Origin of the sequence: Collimonas sp. OK307 (assembly GCF_900113705.1) — a bacterium.
Taxonomy (GTDB): domain Bacteria; phylum Pseudomonadota; class Gammaproteobacteria; order Burkholderiales; family Burkholderiaceae_D; genus Collimonas.
The window spans coordinates 121,373-134,526 of sequence record NZ_FOQI01000003.1 but is presented as its reverse complement, the minus strand read 5'-3'; the positions used below and the strand labels follow the sequence as shown (position 1 = coordinate 134,526).

Below are 13,154 nucleotides of genomic sequence, written 5' to 3'. Positions count from 1 at the left end.
TTAAAAAGCCCGGGCCACTGGATAGCGGCCCGGAGTATTGCTTATACCGTTGCTTACATCTGGCGGAACAGGTGGGCAAACACGCGGCTCACCGTCGGCATCTCTGTGCGGCCGCGCAGCTTGAGCGTCAGCTTGCCGCTTTCGTCGCGTATCGCCATCTGGATCGACTGGTGATTGACGATGGTGCCGCGATGCACCTGCCAGAACTGCCGGCTGTCGAGCTGCGGCAGCAATTCCTTGAGACTGGTGCGGATCAGCGACTCGCTGTCGGCGGTGACGACATTGATATATTTGTCGGTGGCTTCGAAATAGATTACCTCGCTGATCGGGATCATGCGGATCTGGTTGCCGACCGCGGCCCGGATCATGGTCAGCGGTTCGACGCTGGCGCTGGTCTTGGGCTGCATGTTGTGCAGCTGGCCGATCAGGTTATCCAGCGCGGTATGGCCGTCGTTATTCTGTTGCAGACGTTGCTGCAGGCGGGCGATGGTCTTGCCCAGGCGGGCGTCGCTGATCGGTTTCAGCACGTAATCGGCGGCGGCATGCTCGAAGGCGCTGATCGCGTATTCGTCGTAGGCGGTAACAAACACGATCAGCGGGAATGTTTCGTTCTCAGGCCATTCTTCGGCCAGTTCCTGGGCCGCTTCGAGCCCGGTTTTCCCTGGCATCTTGATATCGAGGAACAGGATGTCGGGACGTTGCCGGAGGGTTTGATCGATCACCGCCTGGCCGTTGTCGACGCTGGCAATGATCTGCAACTCCGGCCACAGACGTTGCAACGCCTGCAGCAGCGCGGCCGCCAGGATCGGTTCGTCTTCGGCAATCAGGGCGCGCAAATTGGATGGTGATGTCATGACAGGATGGGCAATTGGAGTTGGGCGATGACGCCATGCGGCAGCTTCGGTTTCACGGTCAGGCTAGCCTGCGAACCATATAGTGCCTGCAAGCGTTCGTGGATATTGCTGAGGCCGATATGGCCGACGTTGTGTGCTTGGCCAGTCGGCGTCTGCTGCTCGACGTCGGCGAAGCCGTTGGCGAGACCGAGGCCGGTATCGCTGACGTCCAGCAGAAGCAACTGGCCCTGGCGGCTGGCGCTGACTTCGACCCGGCCGCCTTCGATCTTGGGTTCCAAACCGTGCTTGATGGCGTTCTCGACCAAGGGCTGGAGCAGCATCGGTGCAATCACGGTATCGCGCAGCGCGGCCGGTAATTGCAGGTTGAAGCTGAGGCGGCTGCCCATGCGCAGCGACATCAGTTCCAGATAGGCTTCCATCAGGCTGAACTCTTGCGCCAGCGTGGTTTGCTCGATGCGTGAGGAGGAGAGCGAGGCACGCAGAAAGTGGATCAACTGGTCCAGCATTTGTTGAGCCCGGGCTGCATCAAGCGCAATCAGGCTTTGCAATGTCGCCAACGTATTGAACAGCATATGCGGTTCGATCTGCGCCTGCAGCATTTGCAACTGCGCCTGCAACGCTTGTTTCTCGACGGCGGCGGTACGTGCCCTTTCAATCGCGGCCTGATTGCGCAGTTCGGCCAGCGTGCTGAGATTCCAGAAAAACAGCGTAGCGCCGACACAGACCGAGACGGTCAGGATAATCAGGCCGATGCCGTTTACGTCCATATACATAGATAAGGCAAAATTATTTGTTGGCAGACCGAGCAGGTGATAGGCCAGTCGGCTGCCGAGGACTTGGGCAATGCCTGCCGCCAGCAGTATGTAGGCGAGAAAGTGCACTTTGCGCGGCGTGGTGTTACGCCAGAACACATAGCGGCCGCCTTCTATGAACACCATCGCCAGCATGCCGATGCACAGGGAAAACACCAGGTTCGGCAAGAACTGGTCGCTGATGCGCATCACATAAGTGACAATCACAGCGCAGGCGATGGTGATGCCGAGGTTGATATACAAGCTGCGCAATAGGCGCCGCGCCAATGGCTCGGTGGTTTGCGGCAATGCGGTCTCTGGTGTCGGCTTCATGCTGGAGGGATATGGTTATTTTTTTCTAGTTCTCGTTCTATCATGCGCCGTTTCCACTGCGCGCCAGGGTTCTTGAGGAACACTGCCAAGGCGTGGAATAGTAACCCGATTCCCCAACCCAGGATCGGTCCCAGCACCCACGGACGACACGGATTATGCAAGAAATTCAGCAGCACCAGGCCGCTGTTGACAATCACGTATGCCGCCAGGTCCAGGTAAAAGCCGATTTTCCGTTCGACCTGGCGTTGTGCGTCTTGATAGTGTGGATTGGTGTTCGGGGTGACATCCCTCATGGCAATCCTCCGTCGTGTGGCAATGAAACCATTGTGAGCTGGTCCGCAGCCGCAAAAAAGTGAAATGCGACGAAACCGTGATTGCATGGCGCGAATCGCAGTCGGCGGTCGCGGATTGCCAAATCAGTCAAATCCATTAAGAATGAGGGTAAGCAAGGTGAACTCTGACTGAGCGTAACTGGCCGCAGCAATTGCTCGCAAATCGCTCCTGTCAATCACGCCGTCATTCTGATTTACTTATTTACTCGATGACTTATTTATTCGATGGAAAGAGAAGATTCATGTGGCCTTATCCCAAAATAGTCGCGCATCGCGGCGGCGGTACGCTGGCACCGGAAAATACGCTGGCGGCGTTGCGTTGCGGCCTTGAACACGGATACCGCGCGGTCGAGTTCGACGTCATGCTGGCGCGCGACAGTGTGCCGATCCTGATGCATGACGCCGTATTTGGCCGCACAGTGCGCGGCATCGGCAAGGTAGCGGACTTCAGCTCAGATGAGCTGACTGCAATGGATGCCGGCAGCTGGCTCGGCCCGCAGTTTGCCGGCGAGCCGATATGCACTTATCGGCAAGTGCTTGAATTTTGCCGGCGGCACGGTATCTGGATGAATGTTGAAATCAAACCGGCTGAGGGGTTTGAGGTGGAGACGGGGCGTATTGTCGCCCAGGTAACAGAGGAATTCTTTGCCGATGCGGTAGCGGTGCATGTGGCTGGCGGCCGCGGCACCTGGGCCGATCCTGCATTGCCTTTGTTTTCGTCGTTTTCGTTTGAAGCCCTGCGCGCGGCGCAGGTCGCGGCGCCGGATATTCCGCGCGGCTTCCTGACCGACGTCATCGAAGATGACTGGCAACAGCGCCTGGAGGAGCTGGATGCGGTTGCCTTGCATACTAACCACAAATACTTGTCGCCGATGCAGGCGCAGGCGGTCAAGCAGGCCGGTTATGGTTTATTTTGCTATACGGTGAATAAGCCGGCGCGAGCCAAGGAGATATTAGGCTGGGGCGTGGACGGTTTCTGCACCGACCGGATTGATCTGATCGGCGCCAATTTTTCCCCGCTCGGCTGAACCGAAAGTGGTTCGTGCGCCAGCTGTGTAAACAAAGTTCAAACTCCCCGTAACATCATGTCAACCAATTCAATAAGCTGGCGTTAATAGAGTGCAGAACCGAGTTTCGGGCCATATTTCATCGAAGTCATGCATATGGTTGAACTTTATTTACTCGTAAAGCGTCACATTTACTTGTTTTTTCAATAATTGAAAGGAAGTTAAGATGAAGATCAACAAATTGCTGGCTGCCGTAGTTATCGCTGCTTTCGCTTTACCAGTCATGGCACAAAGTGCTCCTGCCGCAGCGCCGGCTCCTGCCGCACCAATGGCAGCTCCTGCCGATGCGCCGGCAGCCGCTGCACCAGCTAAAAAAATGAATAAAAAGCATCATCGCTCTGCTAAAAAACACGCGATCAAAGCTGTACCGGTCAACAAGGGCGCCTGATAGCCCGATGCAAGGCTGATAGGAAGCTTAATTCAGACTGCGGTTCGTCAGAATGCAGGCCTCGTATCATCGAAAGCCCGTTGGGAGTGATCCTGATGGGCTTTTTTCATCGTGCCGCGGCCACCGTGCCCCGGCTGAATTGCGGGGCTGCCGGTATCACGTATAATCAAAGGTTTGCAAAAGGACATACACGTAACCGTAGCGTGTCCGGTCTCGGACCGGCCTGTGGCGTTTAGCGTGCTCCCTTGCTTTTTCCTTGCACCGTTTCATTTTTGCCCAAGAACATGAACTCAGCCGAAATCCGCGAAAAGTTTCTCAAATTCTTTGAATCCAAAGGCCATACCATCGTGCGCTCGTCGAGCCTGGTGCCTGGCAACGATCCGACACTGCTGTTTACCAACTCCGGTATGGTGCAGTTCAAGGATGTGTTCCTGGGTACCGAGAAGCGCAACTATGTGCGCGCCACGTCGGTACAGCGCTGCCTGCGCGCCGGCGGCAAACATAACGATCTGGAAAACGTCGGCTACACCGCACGTCATCACACTTTTTTCGAAATGCTGGGCAACTGGTCGTTCGGCGACTACTTCAAGCACGATTCGCTGGTCTGGGCCTGGGAGCTGCTGACCAAGGTATACGGCCTGCCGGCTGACAAGCTGTGGGCGACCGTCTACGAGACGGATGACGAAGCCTACGATATCTGGCACAAGGTGATCGGCCTGCCGAAGGAGCGCATCGTGCGCATCGGCGACAACAAGGGCGCACCGTATGCATCGGACAATTTCTGGCAAATGGCCGATACCGGCCCTTGCGGTCCTTGCTCCGAAATATTCTACGACCACGGTCCTGACGTCTGGGGTGGTCCTCCGGGCAGCCCGGAGCAGGACGGCGACCGCTACATCGAAATCTGGAACAACGTGTTCATGCAATTCGACCGCCAGATCGATCCGAAGACCGGCGTTGCCACGCTGACGCCGTTGCCGAAGCAATGCGTCGATACCGGCATGGGCCTGGAGCGCCTGGCCGCGGTATTGCAGCATGTTCACAGCAACTACGAAATCGACTTGTTCCAGAAACTGATCAAGGCGGCTGCACGTGAAACCAATATCACCGACCTGGAAAACAATTCGCTGAAAGTGATCGCCGATCATATTCGCGCCTGTTCTTTCCTGGTGGTCGATGGCGTGATTCCTGGCAATGAAGGTCGCGGTTACGTGTTGCGCCGGATTATCCGCCGCGCGCTGCGCCACGGCCACAAGCTGGGCCAGACCAAGCCGTTTTTCTACAAGCTGGTCAAGGACCTGGTGCAGGAAATGGGCGCTGCCTATCCGGAATTGCCGGAAGCCGCGGAGCGCGTCGAACAAGTCCTCAAGCAGGAAGAAGAACGTTTTGGCGAAACGCTGGAAAACGGCATGAAGATCCTGGAAGCGGCGCTGGCAAAGACGCCGAAGAAGCTGGACGGCGAAACTGCATTTACGCTGTACGACACTTTCGGTTTCCCGCTCGATCTGACCGCGGATATTTGCCGCGAACGTGAAGTCGAGCTGGATGAAGCAGGCTTTGCCACGGCAATGGAACGTCAGAAATCGACTGCCCGCGCTGCGGGTAAATTCAAGATGGCGGCGGCAGTGGAATACAGCGGCGACAAGACCCGCTTCGTCGGTTACGACGCCCTGGCGCATGACGCCAAGGTGCTGGCACTGTATGTGGATGGCAGCGCGGTACAGAAAATCGAAGCCGGCCAGGATGCCATCGTGGTGCTCGACACCACGCCGTTCTACGCCGAGTCGGGTGGCCAGGTTGGTGATTCGGGCGTACTGGAAGCGGCGGGCGCCTTGTTTGAGGTAGCAGATACGCTGAAAATCCAGGCCGAAGTTTTCGGTCATCACGGCAATCTGCGCAGCGGCTCGCTGGCAGTCGGCGATCAGCTGAGCGCCAAGGTGGATACCGCAATACGTGGCCGCACCATACGCAATCACTCGGCAACCCACCTGATGCATAAGGCGTTGCGCGAAGTATTGGGCGGCCATGTCTCCCAAAAGGGCTCCCTGGTCGATGCCGACAAAACCCGTTTCGACTTCAGTCATAACGCCCCGGTAAGCGCCGACGAAATTCGTCGCATCGAGGAAATCGTCAATCGCGAAATCCTGGCCAACGTGGCTACCGAAGCCAAGCTGATGTCGTTCGACGATGCGGTTGGCGCTGGCGCCATGGCGTTGTTCGGTGAAAAATACGGCGACGAAGTGCGTGTATTGTCGATTGGCAGCTCGCGTGAGTTGTGCGGTGGTACCCACGTCACCCGTACCGGCGATATCGGCTTGTTCAAGATCGTGGCGGAAGGCGGCGTTGCTGCCGGCATTCGCCGTATCGAAGCGGTGACCGGCGAAGCAGGGCTGGCGCTGGTGCAGAACCTGAGTAATCGCGTCAACGAAGCCGCTGCGGCGTTGAAAGCGCAACCGGAAGAACTGACGCAACGTATCGCCCAGGTGCAGGAACACGTCAAGGCGTTGGAAAAGGAACTGGGCAGCCTGAAGTCGAAACTGGCTGCGAACCAGGGCGACGAACTGGTTAGCCAGGCCGTCGACGTCAACGGTATCAAGGTATTGGCGGCTACCCTGGAAGGCGCCGACAGTGCAACCTTGCGCGAAACCATGGATAAGCTGAAGGATAAGCTGAAGACTGCGGCTATCGTCCTGGCTGCCGTGAAGGATGGCAAAGTGAGCCTGATCGCCGGTGTCACCGCAGACGCTACTTCGAAGGTCAAGGCGGGCGAGCTGGTCAACTTCGTTGCTCAGCAAGTGGGTGGCAAAGGCGGCGGCCGTCCTGATATGGCGCAAGCCGGCGGCACCGATCCGAGCGGCCTGACGGCGGCATTGCAAGGTGTCGCTGCGTGGGTCGGCGAACGCGCATAACATCAGTCGCCAAACTGTCACTGAGATAGTGGCTGCACAAAGCGGGAAGCATCAAATCGCAGTAGTATCGCGGATTGGTTCTTCCCGTTTTTTTTTGCCCTTAACTAAATAACCCCGACATGAGCGAATTTAAATTTTGCCCGGTGTGCGCCAAATCCCTGATTCAACGTGCCGACGAAGGCGAAGCCGGAAAATTGCGCCTGGCCTGCCCCGAGGGGCACTGGACGCATTGGGATAATCCGTTGCCGGTACTGGCGGCGATAGTCGAGATCGACGGCAAGATCCTGCTGGCGCGCAATGCCGCATGGCAGGAGGGCATGTTTGCACTGATCACGGGATTCATGGAGCGCGACGAGACCCCGGAGCAGGGCATTGCGCGTGAACTCAAGGAAGAAACCAATCTTGATGCCGAGCAGGTCACGCTGATCGGCGTCTACGAATTCATGCGCAAGAACGAACTCATCATCGCCTATCACGTCAAGGCATCCGGCCAGATCCAACTGTCGCCGGAACTGCTGGAGTATCGCCTGCTGGAGCCGGTGGCATTGCGTCCCTGGCGCGCCGGCACCGGCCACGCTGTCGCCGACTGGATGCGGGCGCAAGGGTTGGCGGTTGAGTATGTTGAGCGGCCTCTGTTGCAGACCGCGCAGCCTGAAACAGCCTTGAAAACCTGAGGACGCGCTGAGGGGTGGTCAGAATACGCCTCGGTTAAGGCGGAAGAATTGTTGTTGGTAAAAAATAACGCTGCCATGCGGCAATGACTAGGTAAAATTGCGCTATTACAATTTATTCCTGCTCCTGAGCCGCCATGCTGATAATCCCGGTAGACCGTAAGCCAGACTGGAAGCGCCCGCCGCTGGTGACTATCCTGCTGGTGCTGATCAATCTGCTGATTTATTTCGGTTTTGAATGGCATGAGCGCAGCCAGATGGAACCGGCCGCGCATTATTACCTCGTCGAGTCGCGCTTACCAGAATTCGAATTTCCGGCCTATGCGCGTTATCTGGAAAGCGATAAAAAGCCTGAGGCCGCTGAAGCCATGCGCAAAGCCTCGGCGCGTTGGCGGCAATTGCGCGAACGCGCCGATGTGGCCGCGGCACGCGACGGCAAGACCGCCTCATTGGAAGATTATCAGCAACTTATCCAGCGTTGGTATGTGCTGGATGCCGACCTCCGTTTTGCCGCCTTGATGCAGCAAGCCAAACCGGCTGTGCTGGGCACACTCACTGACGACGATCTGGCCGAATGGAAAGAGCAGCGCGAGCATTACGTGCTGACCCGTACGCGGAGTTTTACCGAGCGCTATTCACTGATCCCGGCGCAGGCATCCGAGCGCCCGATTACGCTGCTTACCCACATGTTCCTGCACGCCAGCGTCGACCACGTGCTGGGCAATATGGTGTTTCTGGCGATGGTCGGCTATGCGGTGGAAATCCTGTTGGGCGGTGGCTGGTATTTGCTGTTTTACCTGCTATCGGGTTTGTTGTCGGCAGCGTTTTATCTTTTGTTCGAAGGTGACTGCATGGTGCTGTCGCTGGGAGCATCGGGGGCCATTTCCGGGGTCATGGGGATATACACCGTGCTGTACGGTTTGCGCAAGATACGTTTCTTTTACTGGTTCCTGTTTTATTTCGATTTCTTCAAGGCGCCGGCATTGATCATGTTGCCGATCTGGGTCGGCAAGGAAGCGTTCGACTTATTGTTTGCTGCGCCGTCGAATACCAATTACTACGCCCATATCGGCGGCTTGCTGGGCGGCGCATTGCTAGCCTTGCTGTATCGCTTGCTGGCGCGGCGCAAGCTGGATCAGGCACACGCCAATTATGTCGCTCCTGCCGACGACGATCAGCGATTGCGTAACTTGCAGCAGAGTGCGTATTCAGCCCTCAGCCGCCTGGATTTCACGCGTGCCCGGCGCGACTTCAGCAGCCTGGTGAGCAAAACCCTGGAGCAACGGAAAACGCCTAAACCGGATTGGCTGCTGCAATTATTCAATCTGTCGAAAGAAACGCCGGCTGCGCCGATTTTCCACAAGACAGCAGAGATGTTGTTGCGCTTGCCAAAAGGCAGCCTGGCCGAAGATAAAATTCATCAGGTCTACCTGGATTATGTGGCAAGAGCCGAACCGCGGCCGCAGCTAAGCAGCGACCAATCGCTGGCGGCCGCCAAGAGATTTGCATTGAACGGCCAGCCGCAAACTGCAGCAGCCATCTTGCAGATATTGATGGTGACTGCGCGCCAGCATCAGCAATTGCCGCAACTGGTGCAGGTCGTGGCCAGGGGCTTCATGGCGGCGGGCATACACGACAAAGCGCAGCATTATCAGAAATTGCTGTTGCAGCAATTTCCAATGAGCGAAGAAAGCCGCCTGGCAACCAGTCCCGGTAATCGTTATTAATACTAATTGGTGATCAGGTTTGCGCGGCGCCTTGGCCCTGCATCAGGCGTTCGATTACATCTTTGTATTGTTGGGCTTCGCTGGCCGCCGGGTTGGTTGGCCATTGTGCAATCACATGGTTGAACAACGACAAGGCGCGGGTATCCTGGCGCAGGTGATCGGATAGCAGCTTGCCGGCCAGGACCAGCGCCGCCGGCACATCTTTATGATGCGCTGCGCGCTTGTGGAAACCGGAGACGATCTCCAATGCAATCTGATGTTCGCGTACGGAAGCAGCGGCTGCTGCAATTTCCAATACGTGATCGGGATTGTCGATCTTGAATTCCGGATCAAGCAGGCGCGCTTGCCGCCAGCTATCGCCGATCCGGCCGCTTTTGCCCGAGCGGGCCAGTGCAAACAGATGACGTGGCGCATATTCCAGCTGCTTGCTCTTGTCGCCCTTGAGCATCAGCAGTTTGGCGTAGTGGCCCGACAGTTGCGCGTTGAACTGGTCGTAGCGCAATTCTTCCCACACCATTTCTATCGCCATGTTGATGTCGCCGTCGCGCACCAGCGTACCGATTTGCTGCGCCAGGATTTCATCGTCGCTGAGAGGGCGGTTTTGGCGGCTGCTGGCGAGTGCGTTGATTTCAAAATTGCGATCCGGCGAGTAGCCGATCTCCTGATGGTACTGGTACATCGTGTAACCCATCAAATTGAAACCGACCAAAGTGAAATAGGCGCAAGCGAAAATGCTCAAGGCGATCAGCAGGGTGATCGGCACTTTCCCCAGGAACAGCATGACGGTAACCGGTGCGCACTGGCTCAATATGAATCCGAACGCCCATAGCGCCAGATAAGGCCAGCCGCAGGCCTTGATCATCTTGAACACGTTGAATGGATTGATGGCGTCGCTAAAGCTATGGGTATGTCCCAGCACCATGATGCTGGCCGGCAGCATCAGATTGACTACGGCGCTTCCCAGCAGCCCGAGAAACGGATGGATGTCGGCCATGATGGCGATGAAAAAGCCTTGCACCAGCATCACGAAATAGAGCTTGTAGGGCGTCATCTTGTGCATGTCGTCCGGCTCGTCGAAATCGGCGTAGCGCAAATTGCCAAGCGAGGTTTGCTCCAGGATCCGGAATGCCTGACGCATCAGGTCGATGGAGAGACCAATGCCGACCAGTACCGCAACGATTAGAATGACAGGAGAGAATCCGTCGTCGTCGCCACTCCTGCCCAATACCCATAAACCGCTGCCAACCAGCGCATAAAGCACCGGACGCCAGATCAGCTGCTGCTGCATTGGATACAAGAAGAATTGAGGTAAGCGTTGCCAGAACGGCGTAACGTTGCTGAAAGGTTTTTCGCTAAGACTGTCCCGCATGCTGTTCCTCAGAATGGTTCGCCATTGGTTGCCATGGGGCGGCGTTATCCCTGGCGATTGCGTCTGTTACATGTTGTTATTTTATGAATGAATGTTAGCACGCGAATAGCAATATTAATTGCATTAAAGACATATTTATTTATGGCACTGTTGTTGTAAAAATGATGGATGGTTTGCTGCGACGCGTCAAAGGCGTCTGCGTTTGGAGTAGAATCGATAAATAGCATCAAATGTTAAAAATCTTTATATACGAAGTGGTTATGGAATTTAATAAAGAACTCGACGCACGCGGTTTGCATTGCCCACTGCCGATTTTGAAAACCAAGAAGGCGTTGGCAGACATGCTGAGCGGCGAAGTGCTACGTGTGATGGCGACTGACTCTGGTTCGGTGCGCGATTTTCAGGCGTTCGCGAAGCAGACAGGTAATGATTTGCTGGAGCAGAGCGAAGAAAACAGGGAATTTATTTTCTTCATGAAGCGTAAGTAAGAAAGTAAATGGGCGTTGGCCTACAGTCAGCCTTTTATCGTAGTCTCCGCAGCAGATTTTTACCCAGCACCGTTTTTATCGTCAATTCGTGCCGCAACCAGCGTCCTGCTGGTCGCGCAATACCTCGGTTTTATCCCTTTCTGTCTTCCGTTTCAGGTCGGCGCAGCGCATTTCCATTGCATAAATCACATTAAACCTATTTTGTTTTACAAAAAACTGGTGCGATTAGTCCGTTTGCTCTAAGATTTAATAGAACGATCGTGCTAAATTTCAGCGTCGGACTGAATTCTCTCTTATAATTCCTAATTAAGATTTACGTTAACGTCAATTGACGTCAACCCGCATCAACCCAGATTTTTTTATTTCAATAAAAAGGCATACCGATGAAAGTATTAGTACCAGTCAAGCGTGTCGTCGACTACAACGTCAAGGTGCGGGTTAAATCGGACGGCAGCGGTGTAGATATTGCGAACGTCAAGATGTCAATGAATCCGTTTGATGAAATCGCGGTGGAAGAAGCCACGCGCCTGAAAGAGGGCGGCAAGGTGACGGAAGTGATCGCGATTTCCTGCGGTGTTACGCAATGCCAGGAAACGCTACGCACGGCGATGGCGATTGGCGCCGACCGCGGCGTGCTGGTCGATACCGGCGACACCGATCTGCAACCGCTGGCGGTGGCCAAGTTGTTGAAAGCCGTGGCTGACAAAGAGCAACCGCAGCTGATCATCCTGGGTAAGCAAGCGATCGACGACGATTGCAACCAGACCGGCCAGATGCTGGCTGCGCTGCTGGGCTGGCCACAAGCCACCTTTGCATCCAAGGTGGTGCTGGAAGACGGCAAGGTTACCGTTACGCGTGAAGTCGACGGCGGCCTGGAAACCATCGCCCTGACACTGCCAGCCATCATCACCACCGATTTGCGCCTGAACGAGCCGCGCTACGTGACGCTGCCGAACATCATGAAGGCCAAGAAGAAGACTCTGGATGTGTTCAAGCCGGCCGATCTGGGTGTGGATGTCGAACCGCGCCTGAAGACGCTGAAAGTGGTGGAACCAGCCAAGCGCAGCGCCGGCATCAAGGTGCCTGACGTCGCTACCCTGGTCGCCAAGCTGAAGAACGAAGCCAAGGTACTGTAAGCGGGATCGGCTTAAAAACCGATTTAGCTTACCGAACTACACAACCTATTCAAGAAACAAGCGCAGCGCCGTATCACGATAAGGATGCAGGCGAGCGTACATAACTCTGGAGCCGACATGACAGCCCTCGTCATTGCTGAACACGATAACGCCTCATTAAAAGGCAGCACCCTCAATACCATTACCGCCGCCAGCCAATGCGGCGGCGAAGTCCACGTACTGGTCGCCGGCAGCAACTGCGGCGCCGCCGCCCAAGCCGCCGCGCAAGCCGCCGGCGTGACCAAAGTACTGGTCGCCGATGCAGCTTACTTTGCCGATGGCCTGGCAGAAAACGTCACCGAGCAAGTGCTGGCGCTGGCTTCCGCCTACAGCCACATCCTGGCGCCGGCAACCGCTTACGGTAAAAACATCTTGCCGCGCGTCGCCGCCAAACTGGACGTCGGCCAGATTTCCGAAATCACCAAGGTCGACAGCCCGGATACATTCGAGCGTCCGATCTATGCCGGTAACGCCATCGCCACCGTGCAATCGAGCGACGCTACCAAGGTCATCACCGTTCGCACTACCGGTTTTGACGCTGCTGGCGGCGGCGGTTCTGCCGCCGTGGAAAATATCGCGGCCGCAGCCGACTTCGGCAAATCCGCATTTGTCTCGCGCGAGCTGGCCAAATCGGATCGTCCTGAGCTGACGGCAGCCAAGATCATCGTATCGGGCGGGCGCGGCATGGGTTCCGCTGAAAACTTCAAGATCCTGGAGCCGCTGGCTGACAAGCTGGGTGCTGCAATGGGCGCCTCGCGCGCTGCGGTGGACGCGGGCTTCGTGCCGAACGACTGGCAAGTCGGACAAACCGGCAAGATCGTCGCGCCGCAGCTGTATATCGCCGTCGGTATTTCGGGCGCGATCCAGCATTTGGCCGGGATGAAAGATTCCAAGGTCATCGTCGCCATCAACAAGGATGAAGAAGCGCCGATTTTCTCGGTCGCCGACTACGGTATTGTTGGCGACTTGTTTGAGATCGTGCCGCAACTGGTGGCCGAACTGGGTTAAGCCGACGGGCGTTTTGCAGGACGTTGGGAGCTCAGCTTTTGA

At 56.2% G+C, this 13,154-nt stretch carries 12 protein-coding genes; 8 read left to right on the top strand and 4 right to left on the bottom strand.

What is annotated here, in order from left to right; genetic code table 11:
• Positions 1–53: 53 nt before the first annotated feature.
• Genes BM205_RS06205 through BM205_RS06195 form a run of 3 tightly spaced genes read right to left on the bottom strand, consistent with a single transcriptional unit; the run spans position 54 to position 2,271 of the window.
• The gene (locus BM205_RS06205) at positions 54–854 is read right to left on the bottom strand and encodes a LytR/AlgR family response regulator transcription factor (protein WP_092413577.1); all 801 of its coding nucleotides are present in this window, start codon (positions 852–854) and stop codon (positions 54–56) included.
• Positions 851–1,978 (bottom strand): sensor histidine kinase, encoded by a 1,128-nt coding sequence (locus BM205_RS06200; protein ID WP_092413575.1) that lies wholly within the window; start codon positions 1,976–1,978, stop codon positions 851–853. Before BM205_RS06200 ends, BM205_RS06205 begins: the two co-directional genes overlap by 4 nt.
• Positions 1,975–2,271 carry a 2TM domain-containing protein gene (locus BM205_RS06195; protein WP_092413573.1) on the bottom strand — a complete coding sequence of 99 codons (297 nt, stop codon included), beginning with the start codon at positions 2,269–2,271 and terminating at the stop codon, positions 1,975–1,977. The genes BM205_RS06200 and BM205_RS06195 overlap by 4 nt, the downstream gene beginning before the upstream one ends.
• A 281-nt stretch (positions 2,272–2,552) precedes the next feature.
• Between BM205_RS06195 and ugpQ the strand changes: the two genes are divergently transcribed.
• The 5 genes from ugpQ to BM205_RS06170 all read left to right on the top strand — a co-directional run bounded on the left by ugpQ (position 2,553) and on the right by BM205_RS06170 (position 9,072).
• A complete protein-coding gene (ugpQ, locus tag BM205_RS06190; protein WP_092413571.1) occupies positions 2,553–3,338 on the top strand; it encodes a glycerophosphodiester phosphodiesterase in 786 nt (261 codons plus the stop codon).
• Between the two features lie 205 nt (positions 3,339–3,543).
• Positions 3,544–3,765 (top strand): hypothetical protein, encoded by a 222-nt coding sequence (locus tag BM205_RS06185; protein WP_092413569.1) that lies wholly within the window; start codon positions 3,544–3,546, stop codon positions 3,763–3,765.
• 284 nt (positions 3,766–4,049) lie between these two features.
• Positions 4,050–6,674: an alanine--tRNA ligase gene (alaS, locus tag BM205_RS06180; RefSeq protein WP_092413567.1), complete on the top strand. Its 2,625-nt coding sequence runs from the start codon at positions 4,050–4,052 to the stop codon at positions 6,672–6,674.
• A 119-nt stretch (positions 6,675–6,793) separates the two neighbouring features.
• Positions 6,794–7,348, top strand: coding sequence for an NUDIX domain-containing protein (locus BM205_RS06175; protein ID WP_092413565.1), 555 nt, complete (start codon positions 6,794–6,796; stop codon positions 7,346–7,348).
• 134 nt (positions 7,349–7,482) lie between these two features.
• On the top strand, positions 7,483–9,072 hold the full coding sequence (locus tag BM205_RS06170) for a rhomboid family intramembrane serine protease (RefSeq protein ID WP_092413563.1): 1,590 nt from the start codon (positions 7,483–7,485) through the stop codon (positions 9,070–9,072).
• A 13-nt stretch (positions 9,073–9,085) separates the two neighbouring features.
• Here the strand turns inward: BM205_RS06170 and BM205_RS06165 are convergent, their stop codons facing one another.
• On the bottom strand, positions 9,086–10,441 hold the full coding sequence (locus BM205_RS06165; RefSeq protein ID WP_092413561.1) for a DUF4013 domain-containing protein: 1,356 nt from the start codon (positions 10,439–10,441) through the stop codon (positions 9,086–9,088).
• 260 nt (positions 10,442–10,701) lie between these two features.
• Here BM205_RS06165 and BM205_RS06160 point away from each other — a divergent pair, with 260 nt between their 5' ends.
• The 3 genes from BM205_RS06160 to BM205_RS06150 all read left to right on the top strand — a co-directional run bounded on the left by BM205_RS06160 (position 10,702) and on the right by BM205_RS06150 (position 13,112).
• The gene (locus BM205_RS06160) at positions 10,702–10,929 is read left to right on the top strand and encodes a sulfurtransferase TusA family protein (RefSeq protein ID WP_170851072.1); all 228 of its coding nucleotides are present in this window, start codon (positions 10,702–10,704) and stop codon (positions 10,927–10,929) included.
• A gap of 383 nt (positions 10,930–11,312) precedes the next feature.
• Positions 11,313–12,065 (top strand): electron transfer flavoprotein subunit beta/FixA family protein, encoded by a 753-nt coding sequence (locus BM205_RS06155; protein ID WP_092413559.1) that lies wholly within the window; start codon positions 11,313–11,315, stop codon positions 12,063–12,065.
• Positions 12,066–12,182: 117 nt separating this feature from the next.
• Positions 12,183–13,112 carry an electron transfer flavoprotein subunit alpha/FixB family protein gene (locus tag BM205_RS06150; RefSeq protein WP_092413557.1) on the top strand — a complete coding sequence of 310 codons (930 nt, stop codon included), beginning with the start codon at positions 12,183–12,185 and terminating at the stop codon, positions 13,110–13,112.
• The last annotated feature ends 42 nt before the right edge of the window (positions 13,113–13,154 follow it).